We start from the raw sequence: 18,978 nt of genomic DNA on the forward strand, positions 1-18,978 counted from the left end.
CCTTTCGGATGGATGCCCTATGATCCCCGCTCGCGCGGCCGCCCCCTCGGCTGCCCCCTTGCCGCGCGACGGAGGACAGGACCGGCATGCCCCTCACCAGCGATCTCCGCGGCGTCGTGCCGATCGCCCCGACGCCGTTCCACCCGGACGGCCGGATCGACGCGGTCTCCCTCGACCGGATGACCGATTTTTTTGGGGCTTCGGGGGTCGATGGCTTGACCATCCTCGGCCAGCTCGGCGAGGCCGGCAAGCTCGACCATGAAGAAGGGCTCGCCGTCGCGAAGCAGGTCCTCGGGCGCACCCGGCTGCCGGTGATCGTCGGCGTCACGGCGCCGGGCTTCGCGGCCATGCGGGCGCTGGCCCGCGAGGTGATGGCGATGGGTGCGGCCGGCGTGATGATCGCGCCGCCCAACACCCTGCGCACCGACGACCAGGTGGTCGGCTATTACCGCAACGCCGTCGAGGCGATCGGGCCGGACGTGCCCTTCGTCCTGCAGGATTACCCCCTCACCTTCTCGGTCCAGATGACCCCGGGCGTGATCCGCCGGATCGTGTCCGAAAATCCCTCCTGCGTGATGCTCAAGCACGAGGACTGGCCGGGGCTGGAGAAGATCTCGACCCTGCGGGGCTACGAGGCCGACGGCTCGATGCGCCACATCAGCATCCTGGTCGGCAATGGCGGCCTGTTCCTGGATTTCGAGACCGAGCGCGGCGCCGACGGGGCCAATACCGGCTACGCCTTCCCGGAGATGCTGGTCGACGTGGTCCGCCTCGGCCGGGCGGGCGAGCGCGACGCCGCCCACGACCTGTTCGACGCCCACCTGCCCTATCTGCGCTACGAGCAGCAGCAGGGTCCGCTGGGGCTCGCGGTGCGCAAATACGTGTTCCAGCGCCGGGGAATCTTTGCCTCCGACGCCCAGCGCAAGCCGTCCCAGGCGCTCACCCCGCAGGCCAAGGCCGAGGTGGAGTACCTGCTGGCCCGCCTCGCCCGCACGGATGCGCGGGCGAAACTCCTGGATTCACAAGGTCTGTGACCGTGTGCGGGTGCAGGGCGGCGCCCTGCATCATCGGGGCTCCGCCCCGATACCCCGCCAAAGGGCTGAGCCCTTTGGAATCTCGGCTCAGTCGAGCCGGTAGGCGATGACCGAGTCGCCGGGCGTGGTGCCCAGCGAGCCGTGGCCGCCGGCGGCGATCACCACGTATTGCTTGCCGTCCTTGCCCCGGTAGGTCATCGGCGTCGCCTGGCCGCCCGCGGGCAGCTTCATGGTCCAGAGGGTCTCGCCTGTCTGCATGTCGTAGCCACGGATCAGGTCGTCCAGGGCTGCCCCCGCGAAGGCGACGCCGCCGGCCGTGGTCAGGGTGCCGCCATGGGCCAGCATCCCCATCTCGAACGGGATCGGGAAGGTCACGCCGGCGACCTTCTGCCCGGCCACGGTGCCGTTGCGGTGCTTCCAGACGGTGGTGCCGTCCGCGAGGTTCACCCCGACCCGCACGCTCCAGGGCGGCGCGTTGCAGGGCACGCCGAGCGCCGAGCGCATATGGGCGATCGACACCGCGTAGGGGCCGCCGAGATTCTCGTTGCCGGGCTTCGAGTCCGGGTCGGTCGAGAACAGGCGCTTGCTCAGCTCGCCCGGCTGGCGCCGGTACAGCTGGTAGATGTAGGGCAGGTATTGCGGCGTCGCGATCATCCAGTGGTTGACCGGATCGACGGCCACCGAGCCCCAGTTGAACACCCCGATATTGCCCGGCCACACGATCGAGCCGCCCGAGGCCTGCGGCGGCGTGAACGGGTTGCCGTCGTAGCGGTTCGACCGGAACGTGATCCGGCACTGGATCTGGTCGAACGGCGTCGTGCCCCACATGGCGGCCTCGGTCAGCGGCGCCGGGGTGAAGCGGAGCGCCGACATCGGCTGGGTCGCCGAGAGCGTCTCGCCCGGGATGTCGGTCTCGGTGGAGACCTTGACCTGCTCCACCGGCACGATCGGCTCGCCGGTGCGGCGATCCAGGACCCAGACGTTGCCGATCTTGGTCGGGATCAGGATCGCCGGCACCGCGGCGCCCTTGTGCGGCAGGGTCAGCAGCACCGGCTGGGACGGGTTGTCCCGGTCCCAGAGGTCGTGCGACGCGGTCTGGAACTTCCAGATCAGCCGGCCGGTCTTCAGGTCGAGGGCCGCCAGGGCGTCGATGAAGGCCTCGTCCTCCTTGGAGCGCGACACGCCGACCTGGTCGGGCGACCGGTTGCCGAACGGCACGTAGACTTGGCCCAGCCCCTCGTCGGCCGCGAGCTGGGTCCAGGCCACCGCCGAGTTCGGCTCGTAGAGTTCACCCGCCTTGAGCGGCGCGGTGTCGTCGGGCTTGCCGGCGTCGAACTTCCACACGATCGCGCCGGTGCGCACGTCGTAGGCGCGGATCGCCCCCGACGGGTTGGTCTCGTAGTAATTGTCGGCGATGGCGCTGCCGAGGACCACGAGGTCCCGGGTCACCAGCGGCGCCGAGGTCTCCTGGTAGGTCGCCCGCTGCAGGCCGGGCATCTGCGCCTTCAGGTCGACCGCGCCGTCGGTGCCGAAGCTCCTGCACGGCACGCCGGTATCGGCGTTCAGGGCGTAGAGCTTGGCGTCTACCGAGGCCGCGATGATCCGGCGCGGGCATTCGGCGATGGCCGCGGCGACCGCCTGGGCGGTGGCCGGATCGGCCTCGGCCGGCGGCACGAAGCCGGTCGAGTCGTTGTAGGACACGCCGCGGCAGGTCTGGTGCTGGTACTGGGCGTCCCGCTGCATCTTGGGGTCGAAGGACCAGGCCAGCTTGCCGGTCTCGGGCTCCGGCGCCTGGACGATGCTGTGCGGGGTGCAGACATACAGCAGCCCGTTCACCTTAATGGGCGTCGCCTCGAAGGTGTATTCCTTTGAATCCTTGCTGTCGCCCTCGCGCAGGTCGCCGGTATGGTGCTCCCAGGCCACCTTGAGGCCGCGGACGTTGCCGGTGTCGATTTCCTTCAGCGCCGAGTAGCGCTGGCCGAGATTGGTGCCGCCATACGCGACCCAGTCGTCGGCCGGATAGGCGACGCCGCTCGGATCGACCGCTGCGTTCCCGGCCTGCGCGACCTTCGGCAGGCTGCCCTTCGTCTCCACCGGATCGACGAACCACGCCGCGACGCCCAGGATCGCCAGGAGCGCCACGACGGTGCGCAGCGCCAGCGGCCCGTTCCGCAGGCCCGGCGCCCAGGGGCTTTTCGGCGTGTTCCGCAGGCCCCCGGGCACGAACGGCAGGGACAGAAGCAGGCCGAGGAACAGGATCAGCGCGCCGCGCGGGATCCACTGCCACTTGTCGAACCCGACTTCCTGGATCGTCCAGCCGAAGGCGGCCGCGAGGGTGAGGGCGTAGAGCCAGAACCCGCTCTGGCGGCGCCGGGCGAGCTGGATCCCGGCGGCGAGCAGGCCGAGGCCGATCACCATGTAGAACGGCGATCCGCCGACGGCCGCAAGCTTGTATCCGAAGCCGATCAGGGATAATCCTAGTATTGCAGTCACCAAGCCCAGAATTTTGACTGCCATGGCGCTGGAATCCGCTCTCGTGATTCGGATGATGATGATTGATCTTCGGGGAGTCCGGGCGGAATACGCGCGCGGAACCCCCGAGTCGCGCGGCTTATCTTCGCTGTAGCTGGCCCCAAGCTGTGCAGCGCACCATGGCTGCCAGGCTCGGATCGCAGGCTCAGATCGGAAGCAGGGCCTCTGACCGATAGGCACGATGCAGCGTTGCGACGAGCGTATCGGATTGCGGGAACGTCGCCGCGCCAATCGCGCTCACCGCGACGGCGGGCGTCCAGGAGTTCATCACGACGCAACCGGTCAGGGATCCCAGCGCGTCCGCCCGAACCGGGGCGCTGCGCTGGACGACCCCCAGCCCGGAGAGCTGCCGTCGCAGGATGCCCATCGTGATGCCGGGCAGCAGGTCCGCCTCCGGCCAAATCACCGCCGCGCCGTCCCAGAAGGCCAGGTTCCAGATCGTCGCCTCGCTGATCCGGCCCGTGCGGTCGACGAACAGCGCGTCGTCGTAGCCCTGTTTCACGGCCTCGCGGAGGAAGTAAGTCTTTGCGGATTCGCCGACATGCTTGATCCCGGGACGCCAGCGCTCGTGCGCGACCGCGGCCAGCCGCAGGGGCCCGGCGGGCCCGTCCGAGGCCGGACCGGTCCGGACCAGGATGCTCGGATCAGAAGGGTCGCCGACGGGCGTGAACTCGCCGCGGCGCGAGAATAGGGTGGCCGTCAGCGACATCGCCGCCGGCCCATGCGCGACGGCACCGCGAATCGACTGCCGCACAGACTCATCCGGCATCGCACGGCCGAACAGGGCCAGGGACGCCGATCGCAGACGGTCCAGATGCAGGTCGAAGCCCCGGACCCGGCCGTCACGCACCTGCAGGGCGGTGAAATGGGCAAAGCCCGCGCATGCGAGCGGGGCCAGGTCGGACGCCTCCGCGATCCGATCGTCGATCAGCGTGTGGAATTGGGGGGTCTCGTGCATGGGCTGCTCCCGCGTGCTTCACGTCGGCGAGCCCTGGCCATAGACCGTGACAGCGCTGTCAGGGTCAAGGGCGATGCGGATCGGCGAGCTGTCACGAAAGTCGGGCGTCAGCATCCGCATGCTGCGCTTCTACGAGGCGCACGGCCTCCTGACGCCGAGCCGGACGGCCTCCGGCTACCGGGATTACGGTCCGGACGAGGAGGAGGCCGTCATCCGGATCACCCTGCTTCGGGCCGCCGGCATGACGGTGCCGGTCATCCGCGACTTCCTCCCCTGCGCGCTGGAGGCGCGCGGAGCGTTCGAGCCATGCGACGCATTGCGGATGACGGTGCGCCGCCAGATCGGGCGCGTCGATGACCGCATCGACAGCCTGAAGCGGAGCCGGGCGGCGTTGGAGGCGATCCTCGTCCAGCTCACGCTGCCGGAGACGCGGGCGCCGGCCTCATGACGGCCGCCTCTCATGGCCCGGCCTCTCACGTCCCGGCCTTGCCCTCCGGCCGGAGGGCGACCGGGTCGCCGTCGCGCAGGGAGGCCGGCGGCCCGACCACGACCTGCTCGCCGCCGTCGAGGCCCGTGCGCAGCTCCAGCACGGTTCCGGTCTGGCGGAAGATCGTGACCGGGCGCATCCGCACCACCTGGCTGCCGTCCTGGCCCGCCTCCACCACCGCCACCCGGGTGCCGGCCTGGTCGAAGATCAGGGCGTCGTTCGGCACCGACACGGCGGGGGAGACCCGCGGGATCGCCAGCGTCAGGGTGATGTAGAGGCCGGCCTGCAGGGCGCCGTCCGGGTTGGGGATGTCGACCTGCGTCACCAGGGTGCGCGAGGCGTAGAGCAGCGTGGACGACGAGCGCGAGACCCGGCCGGGAAAGACCTTTCCGGGGAGCTGCGCCACCTCGGCCTTGGCCTCCAGGCCGTCGCGGACACCGTCGGCCGCGTAGAGCGGCACGTTCACGGCCATGCGCAGCACGTCGTCCCGGGCCAGGGTCAGCAGCGGCAGGCCGGTATTGGTGTCCGCCGTGACCGCGTCGCCGACATCGTTGTTGCGGGTGGTCACGACCCCGTCGAAGGGCGCGCGGATCTCCTCGAACCCGGTCAGGACCTTGAGCCGGGCGACCTGGGCCTCCTGGGCGGCGATGTTGGCCTCGGCGACCTTCACGGCCGCCTTGACGGCGTCGACGTTGGCGGTCTGGGCCAGCACCCCGGCCTGCGAGGTGTCGGCGTTCTGCCGGGTCTCGGCGCCGCTGCCGGCCAGCGTCGAGGTCCGGCGGTTGGTCACGTCCGCGAGGTGGCGGTTGGCCTCGGCCTGATCGACCATGGCGCGGGCCTGGATCAGCGCCGCCTGCAATTGCAGGATCTGCGACTGTGCCTGGACGAGCTGCTGGTCGAGGTCCGGAGCGCTGATCCGGAACAGCAGATCGCCCTTCTTCACATGCGTGCCGATATCGACCTTGCGCTCGACGATGTAGCCGGTGGCCCGGGGATAGAGGCTCGCCGTGTCGAAGGCCTGGGTGGTGCCGGTCTGGGTCAGGCTGAGGGTGTCGGAGGCCCGCTGGGCCTTGGCGACCCGCACGGTCTGCGGTTTCTTGGCGGCCGCCTGGGACGGCGGGCTCGCCGCCCGGGACGGGTCCGGCCAGTGGCGGTAGCCGAGGAGGCCGAGGCCCGCCAGCGCCAGCAGGCCGACCCACAGGCGGCCGCTTCGCGCGGGGCCGCCGGCCTCGCCCGCCGCTGAACTGTCCCGGTCCGCCATCCTGGTCCTCGGGTCGCGCTGCGCGTCCTGCGTCACGCCGGCGACCCACCCTGCGGCCGGCCGAGACGCATCCGATCATGTATTCAATTCATAGACCACGCCCGGGGTCCGGGCGAGATGCCGCAGCGCACGATCATGTGCTGGATCCTCCGGTAACCCGGCCGGTTACTTCCGCGACGGGGCTGGATTCCGGCTCCTGTTCCCATGCGCGCGCCGACGCCGGAACACGCTCCGCTTCGACGGCGCGCGCTCAACAGACCGAGACGCGATGACCGAGATTTCCAGGCGTTCCATGATCGCCGCCGCCGGCGGCGCGATGATGGCGTCCCCCGCCCTGGCGCAGACCGCCGCCCCTGTTGCCGCCCCCCTGCCCCAGCGCGGCTCCAAGGGCGCCGACATCCTGGGCCCGACCAACGACCCTCGTTCCGCCGAGGAGCCCTTCACCCAGGCCCCGCCGGCCACCGACCACGGCACGATGCCGAACCTGAAATGGTCGTTCAGCGACAGCCACATGCGGCTCGAGGAAGGCGGCTGGGCGCGCCAGACCACGGTGCGCGAGCTGCCGATCTCCAAGGCCATGGCCGGGGTCAACATGCGGCTCAAGGCCGGCGTCGTCCGCGAGATGCACTGGCACAAGGAAGCCGAGTGGTCCTACATGATCAAGGGCAAGGCCCGGATCACCGCGGTCGACCAGGACGGGCGCACCTTCGCGGACGATGTCGGCGAGGGCGACCTCTGGTACTTCCCGGGCGGCATCCCGCACTCGATCCAGGGGCTTTCCGCCGACGGCATCGACGGCTGCGAGTTCCTGCTGGTGTTCGACGACGGCGGCTTCTCGGAGGATTCGACCTTCCTGCTGACCGACTGGCTGGCGCACACGCCGCGGGACATCCTGGCCAAGAATCTCGGGGTGCCCGAGAGCGCGCTGGCCAAGATCCCCGAGAAGGAGCTCTACATCTTCCCCGGGCCGACGCCCGGCCCGCTCTCGGCCGACCTCATGGGCGGCGCCGGCCAGATCCCAAAGACCTTCAGCCATCGGATGCTGGCGCAGGAGCCGATCCGCACCAAGAGCGGGCGCGTGCGGATCACCGATTCCACGGTGTTCCCGGCCTCGGCGACGATCGCGGCGGCGCTGGTCGAGGTCGAGCCCGGGGGGATGCGCGAGCTGCACTGGCACCCCAACGGCGACGAGTGGCAGTATTATCTCTCGGGCAAGGGCCGGATGACGGTGTTCGGCTCGGAATCGAAGGCCCGCACCTTCGACTACCAGGCCGGCGACGTCGGCTACGTGCCCTACGCCATGGGCCACTACATCGAGAATACCGGCGACACGACGCTGACTTTCCTGGAGATGTTCAAGAGCCCGCGCTACGCCGACATCTCGCTCAACCAGTGGCTGGCGCTGACTCCGCATCCCCTGGTGCAGGCCCATACCGGGCTCGATCCCAGGCAGATCGACGCCCTAAGCCAGACCAAGGCGCCGGTCGTGCCGGGTTGACGCGGCCGAAGCGCTCGCCGACGAAGTGGATGCCGGTTCGGCGTCAGCGAGCGCGTCACCATACCGCTTGGAACTTGATCGAGCCTCGATGCGTCGATGTGATGGACAGTATTCGGACTTGATCACGGAGAGACAGATGCGCGCCCTCGCCCGCGCGTTCCTCGTCCTGGCGCTCGCCCTCCCGGCGGGCGCCGCCTGGGCGCAGGTGCAGCCGAACGACCCGAACGCGGCCAATTCCTCGTTCGCCCTGCAGAGCCAGATCCGCACCCTCAACCAGCAGCGGGTCTCCGACTACAACACGCTGAACCAGCAGTTCCAGCGCAACGTCCAGTACCAGCCCTACGGGCCGTATTACGGCGCCTATGGCGGGCGCCGGGTCGGCCGGCACGGGATCGCGCGGGCGCCGCGGGGCGGGCTCAACACCAGCGTGTGCATCGGCTGCTGACAGTCACGAGTCCGGGCATAGCGGGGACAGCCCGAAAAAAACCTTTCCCCGTCCGCACGCTTGGCCCAGAAGCTGGGCCCATGGTGGCGCGCGCATGAACATTCTGCTGATCGGCTCGGGGGGACGCGAGCACGCGCTGGCCTGGCGCCTGGCCAAGAGCCCGCTCTGTACCCGCCTGTTCACGGCGCCGGGCAATCCCGGCACCGCCCGGCACGGCACCAACCTGCCGGACCTCACGATCACCGACCATGCCGCGGTGGCAGCCTTCTGCGCCGCCGAGTCCATCGGCCTCGTGGTGGTCGGGCCCGAGGCGCCTCTGGTCGCCGGGCTGGTCGACGACCTGAAGATCGCCGGGATCCGCACCTTCGGGCCGACCCGCGACGCGGCCCGGCTCGAGGGCTCCAAGGGCTTCACCAAGGATCTCTGCGCCGCCTGCGGCATCCCCACCGCCGCCTTCGCGCGCTTCACCGCCCTGGAGCCGGCCCTCGCCTATGTCCGCCGGCAGGGCGCCCCGATCGTCGTGAAGGCCGACGGGCTCGCCGCCGGCAAGGGCGTCACCGTCGCCGAGACCCTGGACCAGGCCGAGGACGCCCTGGCGTCGCTCTTCGAAGAGCCCGGCGCCGAGGTGGTGGTCGAGGAGTGTCTCTTCGGCGAGGAGGCGAGTTTCTTCGCGTTGTGCGACGGCACCCGCGCCATCCCGCTCGGCACCGCGCAGGACCACAAGCGGGTCTTCGACGGCGACCGCGGCCCCAACACCGGCGGCATGGGCGCCTATTCCCCGGCCCGGGTGGTGACCCCGGAGATCGAGGCCCGGGTCATGGCCGAGATCATCCTGCCGACGCTCGCCGGGATGCGGGCGCGCGGCTGCCCGTTCACGGGCATCCTCTACGCCGGCCTGATGCTCACCGCGGACGGGCCCAAGCTGATCGAGTACAACACCCGCTTCGGCGATCCCGAGGCGCAGGTGCTGATGCCCCGCCTCGCCTCCGACCTCGTGCCAGCTTTGCTCTCGGCGAGCGAAGGCGATCTCTCCGGGATCACCCTCGAATTCGACGCCCACCGGGCCGCCCTCACCGTGGTGATGGCGGCGGCGGGCTATCCGGGCGCCGTGGTCCGAGGCTCGGTGATAAGGGGCGTCGAGGCGGCCGAGGGTGAGGGCGTGTTCGTGTTCCAGGCCGGGACCCGGGCCGAGGGCGGGCAGCTCCTGGCCGAGGGCGGCCGGGTGCTGGCGGTCACGGCGCTGGGCGACAGCGTCACCGACGCCCAGGACCGCGCCTACGCGGCGGTCGCCCGGATCGACTGGCCGGAGGGCTTCTGCCGCCGGGACATCGGCTTCCGCGAAGTCGCCCGGGAAGCCGCCGAACAGGGCTGAAATCCGGGTGTCTCAGGGGCTCCGCCCCTGAACCCCGCCAAAGGGCTTGCCCTTTGGGAACCCGTTACTCGCCGATGGCGGCACCGGCCGGACGGCGGTTGTCGTTGGCGCCGTAGAGCAGGCCCGGACGCATCCGCTCCGTGCGCGTCGCGTCGTTGCCCGAGGAGGGCGCGTCGGCGGCATCCGGCACGGCGGCGCGGATTGCGATCAGCTCCTGCGCGCCCCAGGGTTTCTGCTCGACGATCGTGTGGCCTAGGCCCCGCAGGATCGCTTGCGTGTCCGCCGAGAGCGCGAACGGCTCGGCATAGACCGTGTCGGGCAGCCACTGGTGATGGATGCGCGGGGCGTCCACCGCCTCCTGCGGCTCCATGCCGAAATCCAGCATGTTGATAAGCGTCTGGGCGTTGATCGTGATGATCCGCGAGCCCCCCGGCGAGCCCGCCACCAGGGCGACCTTGCCGTCGCGCAGCACGATGGTCGGCGCCATCGACGAGAGCGGCCGCTTGCCCGGCGCGATCGCGTTCCGGGCGCCCTGCACCAGGCCGAACAGGTTCGGCACCCCGGGCTTGACGGTAAAATCGTCCATCTCGTCGTTGAGGAAGAACCCGGTCTCGCCGGCCATCACCCCGGCGCCGAAATAGCCGTTGATCGTGTAGGTGAGCGAGACCGCGTTGCCGGCCTTGTCCATCACCGAGATGTGGGTGGTCTCGGGCTTCTCCTGCGGGAGGCTTTCGGGGGCCGGGCGGATCTCCGCCGACGGGGTTGCCCGGTCCGGCCGGATCGTGGCCCGGAGTTGTTCCGCGTAGGCCCGCGACAGCAGCTGCGCCACCGGGTTGGGCCCGAAATCCGGGTCGCCCAGCAGGATGTTGCGGTCGGCATAGGCGCGCCGCATCGCCTCGACCATCAGGTGCACGGTCCGGGCGGAATTGAACCCCGCCGCCCGCAGGTCGTAGCCGTCGAGGATGGTGAGGATCTCGCAGAGCGTCGTGCCGCCGGACGAGGGCGGGGGCGCCGACAGGATGGTGGCGCCCCGGTAGCGGCAGGTCAGCGGCTCGGATTCGGTCACCGTGTAGGCGGCGAAGTCGGACGCCGTCAGCACCCCGCCCCCGGCCCGGGACGCCGCCTCGACCTGGCGGGGGATCTCGCCTGTGTAGAACGCGTCCGAGCCGCACTCGGCGATGGCCTGGAGGGTGCGGGCGAGGCCGGCCTGGACCATTCGGTCGCCGGGCCGCCAGGAACTGCCGTCCGGGCGCAGGAACACCCGCGCGACGTTGGCCTGCCCGGCGAACAGCTTGGCGCCGAAATCCAGGATGTCGGTGTCGCCCCGGGTGAGCACGAAGCCGTCCCGGGCGAGCGCGACCGCCGGAGCCATCACTCGGGCCAGCGGCAGGGTGCCGTATTCCGCCAACGCGGTGTTCAGGCCGAGCACGGTGCCGGGCACGCCCGCCGCCTTCCAGCCGCGCAGGCTCGCGCCCTTCACGACATTGCCGGCGGCGTCGAGATACATGTCGCGGCTGGCCCCCCCGGGGGCTTTTTCGCGGAAATTGATGAAGCGGCTCGTTCCGTCGGCCCGGTGGAGGACCAGGAAGCCGCCGCCGCCGAGATTGCCGCAGCACGGGTTCACCACCGCCTCGGCATAGGCCACCGCCACCGCGGCATCGATGGCGTTGCCGCCCGCCTTCAGGATGTCGGCGCCCACCTGCGAGGCCAGGCGCTGGGACGACACCACCATGCCGTTCTCGGCTTCCACGGCCGGTCCCGAGGCGGCCCGCGCTGCGGGGCCTCCGAGGGTGACGAGAAGCCCGAGGAGCAGCGCGCGTGCCGGTGCGATCATCCAGGCTCTCTTCGATCGGGGTCCGGCGCTGCCATATAGGGGGCCGTGCGCCAGAATCCGCTCCTCCAATCCGCTTCTCCCGCCCCCTCCCTCATCCTGAGGCGGCGTAGCGGAGCGAAGCCCTCGAAGGAGGGCTCCAGGCATCTCGCGCTTTCTGGAGGGCTCCTTCGGGGCCCGGCGATCTTCGATCGCCGGGCGCCTCAGGATGAGGCGGCTGATGGGAGAGGCGGTTCGGCGGCCGAGCGCGATCAGCCGTTGCGGAACGTGTAGCTGTAGCCGTTCAGCGCCGGCGCGCCGCCGAGATGGGCGTAGAGCACCTTCGAACCCCTCGGGAAAAAACCCTTCTTCACGAGGTCGATCATGCCCTGCATGGATTTGCCCTCGTAGACCGGGTCGGTGATCATCCCCTCGAGCCGGGCCGAGAGCCGAATCGCCTCGACGGTCTCCTTCGAGGGCACGCCGTAGACCGGGTAGGCGTAATCCTCGTTGAGCACGACGTCGTCGGCGACGATGTCGCCCGCGCCGACCAGGGCCGCGGTGTTCCGGGCGATGTCGAGGACCTGGGCCTTGGTCTGGGCCGGGGTGCAGGAGGCGTCGATGCCGATGACGTTGCGGGCGCGCCCGTCCGCGGAGAAGCCCACCAGCATGCCGGCATGGGTCGAGCCGGTGACCGTGCAGACCACCACGTAGTCGAAGCGCAGACCCATCTCGGCCTCTTGGCGGCGCACCTCCTCGGCGAAGCCGACATAGCCGAGCCCGCCATACTTGTGCACCGAGGCGCCGGCCGGGATCGCGTAGGGCTTGCCGCCCTCAGCCTCGACCTCGGCGAGCGCACGCTTCCAGCTGTCGCGGATGCCGATGTCGAATCCGTCATCCACGAGCTGCGTCTGCGCGCCCATGATCCGCGACAGGAGGATGTTGCCGACCCGGTCGTAGACGGCATCCTCGTGCGGCACCCAGGCTTCCTGGATCAGCCGGCACTTCATGCCGATCTTGGCGGCCACTGCCGCGACCATGCGGGTGTGGTTCGACTGCACGCCGCCGATCGAGACCAGGGTGTCGGCACCGCTCTTGATCGCGTCCGGCACGATGTATTCGAGCTTGCGCAGCTTGTTGCCGCCATAGGCCAGGCCCGAATTGCAATCCTCGCGCTTGGCGTAGATCTCGACCGCATCCCCCAGATGGGCCGAGAGCCGCTTGAGCGGCTCGATCGGCGTCGGGCCGAAGGTCAGGGGGTAGCGCTCGAAGTCTTGCAGCATCGGGTCTCTCCGGGTCTTCCGGCCGCCGGGATCGTTTTCCACCCGGCGCGGCCGGCTTCGGGTTACGGCAGAAAACTAACCCGGATCGCCTGAAAGGTGCTCTCGATCTTGGCCTGCTGATGGCTGCTTGCTTGCATCGATCGCGGTGAGAGACGAGAATCCGTCCGGAAAATCCCAAAAAAATGAAAGAAACTGCCATGTCCGCAGGGCTCGACCGGATCGACCTCAAGATCCTGCGCCTGCTGCAGGCGGACGGGCGCATGGCCAATGCCGAGATCGCCGAGCGCTCGGGCACCAGCGCGGCCACCTGCCATCGCCGGATCCAGCGGCTGTTCACGGACGGCTTCGTGCGGGCGGTCCGGGCGCTGGTCGATCCGGCCCGGGTCGGCCGCGGCACCCTGGTCTTCGTCGGCGTCGTGCTCGACCGCTCGACCCCCGAGAGCTTTTCCGAGTTCGAGGCCGCGGTGCGGGCGATCCCCGTGCTGCTCGACTGCCACCTCGTGGCCGGCGACTTCGACTACATCCTGAAGGTCCGCGTCTCCGACATGGCCGACTTCAACCGCCTCCACAGCGCCACGCTGATCGGCCTGCCGGGGGTGCGCCAGACCCGCACCTTCTTCGTGATGAAGGAGGTGATCGACAACGCGCCGCTGGACCTGTGAGGTCGACGCGACCGCATCAGGGCGCTGCCCTGATCACCCGCCAAAGGGCGGGGCCCTTTGGAAACCCATGACGGGCCGCCCTACCCCTCCCCGCGCCGCTCCTTGCGCAGGGCCTCCCAACGGGCGAGGCGCTCGGCCAGGCGGGTCTCGTAGCCGCGCTCGGTGGGCGCGTAGAGGTGCTGGCGCCCGATGGCGTCGGGCCAGTAATCCTGGCCCGAGAAGGCGTCGGGCTCGTCGTGGTCGTAGCGGTAGCCCTCGCCGTAGCCGATGCGCTTCATCAGCTTGGTCGGCGCGTTGAGGATGGTGCGGGGCGGCGCCAGCGAGCCGGCCTCCTTGGCGAGCCGCGTCGCGGCCTTGTAGGCGGTGTAGACCGCGTTCGATTTCGGCGCGCAGGCCAGGTAGATCGCGGCCTGCGCCAGAGCGAGTTCGCCCTCGGGGCTGCCGAGGAAGTCGAACGCGTCCTTGGCGGCGTTGGCCACCACCAGGGCCTGCGGGTCGGCGAGCCCGATATCCTCCACCGCCATCCGGACCAGCCGGCGGGCGATGAACAGCCGGTCCTCGCCGGCATCGAGCATCCGGCACAGATAGTAGAGCGCCGCGTCCGGATCCGAGCCGCGCACGGTCTTATGCAGCGCCGAGATCAGGTTGTAGTGGCCCTCCTGGGCCTTGTCGTAGATCGGCGCCCGCCGTTGCACGATGTCCTGCAGCGCCTCGGCGTCGAGGGTCTCTCCCGGGCCGGCCGAGCGCCAGACCTCCTCGGCGAGCGTCAGCGCCGCGCGGCCGTCGCCGTCGGCCATGCGGACCAGCACGCCCCGCGCCTCCTCGGTGAGCGGCAGGGCCTGCCCGGTCAGCGTCTCGGCTCGGACCAGCAGCCGCGCGATCGCGCCCGGGTCCAGCGCCCGGAACAGCAGCACCCGGGCCCGCGACAGCAGGGCCGCGTTCAGCTCGAAGGACGGATTCTCCGTGGTGGCGCCCACCAGCGTGACGGTGCCGTCCTCCATCACCGGCAGGAAGGCGTCGAGCTGCGCCCGGTTGAACCGGTGGATCTCGTCGACGAACAGCAGGGTCGCCTGCCCGGTCGCCCGGCGCTTGCGGGCGGCCTCGAACACCTTGCGCAGGTCGGGCACGCCGGAAAAGATCGCCGAGATCTGCTCGAAATGCAGGTCGGTGCCCTGGGCCAGAAGCCGCGCCACCGTGGTCTTGCCGGTGCCGGGCGGCCCCCAGAAGATCAGCGAGCCGAGGCTTTTCCCGCGCAGCAGGCGGGTGAGCGCCCCGCCCTCCCCGGTCAGGTGCTCCTGGCCGACGACCTCAGCCAGGCTTTGGGGGCGCAGCCGGTCCGCGAGCGGGCGACCGGCCTCCGCGACGGGGGCGTGGCCGGAATCCGGTGCCGCTGGGGGCTCGGCGGAGGCGAACAGGTCGGACATCGCCGCATGAAGACCGGGTCGATGCGCAGCGGCAAGATTTTTCGGTTCACGCGCGTGCCGGATATCCCCAGGGATCGGCCTGAGGATCTGTGGCGCTCAGCTTGCCCACCCCGATCGGTCGGCGAAAATTCGGGCCAGCGCGCACGATCACCACACGTCGCGCGCTGACAAGGATGCATCAGGAAGCTCAAGGCGCTTGCTCGATCCAGCCGAATCGGCCGAGATTTATGCTGATCTCGGGTGAGCTTTGAAGATGAGGCGCAAACCATCCGTCAGGAAGCGATCGGCAAGCGACGATGTTTCGAAAATCAGCGCCTGCGGATGGACCGAGCTGTCATCGCTCTGGGACAAGGTCCGTGGTCAGCCGAGAAGACGGATCGCGGGGTGGTCCAGCGGAAAGGCTTTCGAACATCTCATCCTCAGAGCCTTCCAACTGAGTGGCGCGGAGATCATCTGGCCTTATGCGGTCAACCTGCACGGCGCGATCGTGGAGCAGATCGACGGGATGGTGCTGCTCGATGGTATCGCGTGCATGGTGGAGGCCAAGGATCAGCAGGCCAACGTGAATGTCGAGCCGTTGGCGAAGCTGAGAAACCAGCTGCTGCGTCGGCCGGCCGGCGTCATCGGATGCGTGTTCAGCAGCAGCGGGTTTACCGATCCCGCCGTCACGCGGGCGCACTATATGGCTCCGCATGCCATCCTCTTATGGCAGGGGCCGGAGATCGGCTTCCTGCTGGAACGGCAGGATTTCGCGGATGCCCTACGGCGGAAGTATCGCGTCCTGATGCAGCACGGAAAGCCCGACTTCGATCCGCGGGCGGGAGTTCTGTGATGACCTCGTACATCGTGACGGAGGGGCCGGCCGACGCGATCGTTCTGCGTGCCTTGCTCCACGAAGCCGGTCGAGAAGACATTCGGGTGCTGGAGGCAGGCGGCAAGTCGTCAGCCGTGTCGCTGGGAACATCGCTTGCCCTAAACGACGACAATCGCGTCGCCATCGTCGTCGACGCGGATACGACCGATCCCGACAGGGTTTCGGAGCAGCAGGATATTTTTCAGGATCTTCAGAGGGATACGTCGGGTGACGAGGCCTGTCGGCTCTTCGTTGCCGTGCCCACCCTTGAGGAGGACTTGTTCAAGGACGTGGAGCACTTCTCATCGGTATTCGACTTGAAACTCGGCGGCGAGCGCGTTGAGAACGGTCGCAAGGACTGGGGGAGCGCCTTGAAGAGGCTGCTACCGAAGCCGCATGCGCGACCTTCGGAACAGGATGCCATCCCGAAGGTCAGGGCGGATGCGGCGGAACAGGTCATCGACCATCGATTGATCAGGGAGCTGATCTCGTTTCTCCCGATGCCCACGGCTCTTCCCGTTCCGTAGGCCAATCCGCTTCGCCGACACACCAGGGCCGCCTTGCTGAGAGCCGCATGCCCCCGGATCGCGTCCCTGGACGTGCCGTTGCGCCGTCCGGCTCAGCCGCCGAACACCGAGGTCATGATCTCGCCGTTGCGGTTGATGACGACCTCCCAGGAATTGAGGGTGTTGCGGGTGACCCGATCCAGGTCCTTGGTGGTCGCCACCGGCACGCCGTTGACCGCCACGATGATGTCGGCCTTCGCCAAGCCGAGGCGGCCGGCGATGGAATTCTCGTCCACCGCCTGCACGGCCACGCCCTCGGCCGGAAAATCGACCTGCAGCTCCTCCGCCACCGCTGGCGAGGTGTTGACCAGGGTCGCGCCCTGGAACGGCGAGCGGGTCTTCACCTTGAGCACGTCGCGCGGGCGCGTCTCCGGGGCGGGGGCGAGCTTGACCGTCACCGTCTGGCGGGCCGTGCCGCGCAGGATCCCGAACCGGGTCTGGCCCTGGACGCCCTTGAGCGCGAAGCGGTAGCCGAACGCCTCCGGGTCGGCCACCTCCTGGTTGTCCACGGTGAGGATCAGGTCGCCGCGCTTCAGGCCGGCCTCGTCCGCCGGGCTCTTGGGCTGCAGGCTCGCCACCAGCACGCCGGTCGGATGGTCGAGACCCATGCTGTCGGCGATGTCAGGGGTCACGTTCTGGATGCGCGCCCCGAGCCAGGGCCGGCGCACCACGCTCGCCCCCTCGCGGGCCGCGTCGACCACCGCCTTGACCATGCCCACGGGAATCGCGAAGCCGATGCCGTGGCTGCCGCCGGATTGCGAGTAGATCGCCGTGTTGATGCCGACCAATTGGCCGCGCAGGTCCACCAGCGCACCGCCCGAATTGCCCGGATTGATCGCCGCGTCAGTCTGGATGAAATACTGATAGTCCGCCGAGCCGACCTGGGTGCGCGCCAGCGCCGACACGATGCCCTGGGTCACGGTCTGGCCGACGCCGAACGGGTTGCCGATCGCCATCACGAAGTCGCCGACCTCGAGGGCATCGGCATCGCCGAACGGCATCGGCACCAGGCCCTTCGGGGCCTCCTTGAGCTTGAGCACCGCCAGGTCGGTGCGGGTGTCGCGCATCACGATCGTCGCCTCGAACTCCCGGCGGTCGGAGAGCGCGATGCGCACCTCGTTCATGTTGTCGATGACGTGGTTGTTGGTGATCACGAGCCCGTCGGCATCGACCAGCACGCCGGAGCCGAGCGACCGCTGGGCTCGGTCGCCCCGGGGGCCGCGACCGCCCTCCGGCTCGCCGAAGAAGCGACGCATGAATTCCTCCATGGCGCTGGCGCGCGCGGTGGAGCGCTTCTCGACATGGGAGGCGTAGACGTTGACCACCGAGGGCGCGGCCCGCTTCACCACCGGGGCGAAGGAGAGCTGGATGTCGGTCCGGCTCAGCGGCACCGTCTTGGCCGTCCCCTCCTTCGGGGCGGCCGGGGCCTCCGTGCGGGCCATCTGCGCTCCGGCGGGGCCGGCGGCCAGCAGGGTTGCGACGAGGGCGGGCAGGACGAGGCGGGTCAGCATGCAGGGCTCCGGCGGCAGGTCGGCGCGCCCTCCGATCGGCGGCGCGCCGTGCGGCCTTACGCTATCGGAGCCGATTGCGGCAGGCCCACGACACCCGTCGCCGCAAGCCTGCGCACCTTGACCGGTCAGGCGTCTTCCTTGCGGCGTGCACCGCGCTTCTTGGCGGGCTGTGGTGCAGGCTCCGGCTCGGGAGCCGGCGGCGCGACGGATTTCCGGCGCTGCTGGCCGAGACCGAGGGAGCGGGCGAGCTGCGAGCGCTGCTCCGAATAGCTCTGGGCGGTCATCGGGTAGTCGGGTTCGAGGCCCCACTTGGCGCGATAGGCCTCCGGGGTCAGGCCCCGCAGGGTCAGGTGGCGGCGCAGGGTCTTGTAGGGCTTGCCATCCTCGAACGAGATCAGGAAATCGGGCGTCACCGAACGCCGGATCGCCTGCGCGGTCGGCTTATCGGGGGCCGCGGCGGTTGTGCCGCCGGCGCAGACGCCCTGGATCGCGCCGTGGATGTCGTTGAGGAGCTTCGGTAGATCCGCGCTCTGCACGTGGTTGTTGCTCACATAGGCCGAGACGATCTCGGATGCGAGCGTGACGAAACGGCTCTTATCACCATCGGGTCGAGTCATGTCGTGTACGCCGCCTTCTTGTCAGGTCGCAACTGGCCAGAACGCAAGCACAACGTCGCGATCCCGCGGGTCGATACAATCGCTTTTCGATGACCCGTCAAGTCTCAAAATCGATGTCGCGATATACAATCGGAAACAATGCAAGAACAGGTATATTCCGGGGTCAACCTCAAGGAAAAAGATCAGCTGCAATCCCGACTGTGCGCAATCGATCTTGATGCGTCCCGCAAGCAGCCGAGCCATTCCCGGCCATGACATGCGACATCCGGATAACAAACATGGAATGAAGATTTCTCTGGGGTGAAATCAATATTTGCATCTGGGATTGTGACGCGAAGGCCGAACGCCGATACGCCAGGGGACACGACCCCGTCGGCTACAGGAAGCGTCTTCGCGCAACCCCAGCGTGCCAAGCGTTCGATGCGGAGAGCAGTTTGGCGAACGCGGGCCCTTTTCGGCCCCGACCGTCTTGCCTCAGCCCGACGAGGGCACAGCACGAAGGCCAACCACGCGACGGATCCGTCGCGTTGGCGGCGCTCCAAACACGAAAAACCCGGTCCGCGTGAGCGGACCGGGTTTTTGATGGTGGTCGAGTAGTGGGAAAAGATTTGGTTGCGGGGACAGGATTTGAACCTGTGACCTTCAGGTTATGAGCCTGACGAGCT

The 18,978-nt window shown here is 69.2% G+C and carries 16 protein-coding genes; 8 read left to right on the top strand and 8 right to left on the bottom strand.

Going from position 1 to position 18,978, the window contains the following annotated elements; genetic code table 11:
* Window positions 1–86: 86 nt before the first annotated feature.
* Window positions 87–1,034, top strand: coding sequence for a dihydrodipicolinate synthase family protein (locus tag MKL20_RS28630; protein WP_244039517.1), 948 nt, complete (start codon window positions 87–89; stop codon window positions 1,032–1,034).
* Window positions 1,035–1,121: 87 nt separating this feature from the next.
* Here MKL20_RS28630 and MKL20_RS28635 read toward each other — a convergent pair whose 3' ends face one another.
* Window positions 1,122–3,551 carry a membrane-bound PQQ-dependent dehydrogenase, glucose/quinate/shikimate family gene (locus MKL20_RS28635; protein WP_244039518.1) on the bottom strand — a complete coding sequence of 810 codons (2,430 nt, stop codon included), beginning with the start codon at window positions 3,549–3,551 and terminating at the stop codon, window positions 1,122–1,124.
* A gap of 160 nt (window positions 3,552–3,711) precedes the next feature.
* A complete protein-coding gene (locus tag MKL20_RS28640) occupies window positions 3,712–4,524 on the bottom strand; it encodes an aminotransferase class IV family protein (RefSeq protein WP_244039519.1) in 813 nt (270 codons plus the stop codon).
* 73 nt (window positions 4,525–4,597) lie between these two features.
* On the opposite strand from MKL20_RS28640, the gene MKL20_RS28645 reads away from it, so the two are divergent.
* Window positions 4,598–4,972 (top strand): MerR family transcriptional regulator, encoded by a 375-nt coding sequence (locus tag MKL20_RS28645; RefSeq protein ID WP_244039520.1) that lies wholly within the window; start codon window positions 4,598–4,600, stop codon window positions 4,970–4,972.
* Window positions 4,973–4,997: 25 nt separating this feature from the next.
* Here the strand turns inward: MKL20_RS28645 and MKL20_RS28650 are convergent, their stop codons facing one another.
* Window positions 4,998–6,272 (bottom strand): efflux RND transporter periplasmic adaptor subunit, encoded by a 1,275-nt coding sequence (locus tag MKL20_RS28650; protein ID WP_244039521.1) that lies wholly within the window; start codon window positions 6,270–6,272, stop codon window positions 4,998–5,000.
* Window positions 6,273–6,540: 268 nt separating this feature from the next.
* Between MKL20_RS28650 and MKL20_RS28655 the strand changes: the two genes are divergently transcribed.
* The 3 genes from MKL20_RS28655 (at window position 6,541) to purD (ending at window position 9,587) form a co-directional block, all read left to right on the top strand.
* Window positions 6,541–7,770, top strand: coding sequence for an oxalate decarboxylase family bicupin (locus MKL20_RS28655; protein WP_244039522.1), 1,230 nt, complete (start codon window positions 6,541–6,543; stop codon window positions 7,768–7,770).
* A gap of 136 nt (window positions 7,771–7,906) precedes the next feature.
* Window positions 7,907–8,215 (top strand): hypothetical protein, encoded by a 309-nt coding sequence (locus MKL20_RS28660; protein ID WP_244039523.1) that lies wholly within the window; start codon window positions 7,907–7,909, stop codon window positions 8,213–8,215.
* A gap of 94 nt (window positions 8,216–8,309) precedes the next feature.
* Window positions 8,310–9,587 carry a phosphoribosylamine--glycine ligase gene (gene purD / locus MKL20_RS28665; protein ID WP_244039524.1) on the top strand — a complete coding sequence of 426 codons (1,278 nt, stop codon included), beginning with the start codon at window positions 8,310–8,312 and terminating at the stop codon, window positions 9,585–9,587.
* A 64-nt stretch (window positions 9,588–9,651) separates the two neighbouring features.
* Here the strand turns inward: purD and ggt are convergent, their stop codons facing one another.
* Both ggt and MKL20_RS28675 read right to left on the bottom strand, forming a co-directional pair.
* Window positions 9,652–11,421: a gamma-glutamyltransferase gene (gene ggt, locus MKL20_RS28670; protein ID WP_244039525.1), complete on the bottom strand. Its 1,770-nt coding sequence runs from the start codon at window positions 11,419–11,421 to the stop codon at window positions 9,652–9,654.
* 248 nt (window positions 11,422–11,669) lie between these two features.
* Window positions 11,670–12,680 carry a 1-aminocyclopropane-1-carboxylate deaminase gene (locus MKL20_RS28675; protein ID WP_244039526.1) on the bottom strand — a complete coding sequence of 337 codons (1,011 nt, stop codon included), beginning with the start codon at window positions 12,678–12,680 and terminating at the stop codon, window positions 11,670–11,672.
* Window positions 12,681–12,877: 197 nt separating this feature from the next.
* On the opposite strand from MKL20_RS28675, the gene MKL20_RS28680 reads away from it, so the two are divergent.
* A complete protein-coding gene (locus MKL20_RS28680; RefSeq protein WP_058194928.1) occupies window positions 12,878–13,342 on the top strand; it encodes an Lrp/AsnC family transcriptional regulator in 465 nt (154 codons plus the stop codon).
* An 80-nt stretch (window positions 13,343–13,422) separates the two neighbouring features.
* On the opposite strand, the gene MKL20_RS28685 is transcribed toward MKL20_RS28680, so the two are convergent.
* On the bottom strand, window positions 13,423–14,766 hold the full coding sequence (locus MKL20_RS28685; RefSeq protein ID WP_244039527.1) for a replication-associated recombination protein A: 1,344 nt from the start codon (window positions 14,764–14,766) through the stop codon (window positions 13,423–13,425).
* 253 nt (window positions 14,767–15,019) lie between these two features.
* Here MKL20_RS28685 and MKL20_RS28690 point away from each other — a divergent pair, with 253 nt between their 5' ends.
* Together MKL20_RS28690 and MKL20_RS28695 are read left to right on the top strand one after the other, a co-directional pair.
* A complete protein-coding gene (locus MKL20_RS28690) occupies window positions 15,020–15,598 on the top strand; it encodes a restriction endonuclease (protein ID WP_244039528.1) in 579 nt (192 codons plus the stop codon).
* Window positions 15,598–16,146, top strand: a complete 549-nt coding sequence (locus tag MKL20_RS28695; protein WP_244039529.1) for a hypothetical protein — start codon at window positions 15,598–15,600, stop codon at window positions 16,144–16,146. Before MKL20_RS28690 ends, MKL20_RS28695 begins: the two co-directional genes overlap by 1 nt.
* Window positions 16,147–16,238: 92 nt before the next feature.
* On the opposite strand, the gene MKL20_RS28700 is transcribed toward MKL20_RS28695, so the two are convergent.
* Together MKL20_RS28700 and MKL20_RS28705 are read right to left on the bottom strand one after the other, a co-directional pair.
* The gene (locus MKL20_RS28700) at window positions 16,239–17,696 is read right to left on the bottom strand and encodes a Do family serine endopeptidase (RefSeq protein WP_244039530.1); all 1,458 of its coding nucleotides are present in this window, start codon (window positions 17,694–17,696) and stop codon (window positions 16,239–16,241) included.
* 125 nt (window positions 17,697–17,821) lie between these two features.
* The gene (locus tag MKL20_RS28705; RefSeq protein ID WP_244039531.1) at window positions 17,822–18,313 is read right to left on the bottom strand and encodes a MucR family transcriptional regulator; all 492 of its coding nucleotides are present in this window, start codon (window positions 18,311–18,313) and stop codon (window positions 17,822–17,824) included.
* Window positions 18,314–18,978 lie beyond the last annotated feature (665 nt).

The organism is Methylobacterium sp. E-066 (genome assembly GCF_022829635.1).
Classification (GTDB): Bacteria; Pseudomonadota; Alphaproteobacteria; order Rhizobiales; family Beijerinckiaceae; genus Methylobacterium.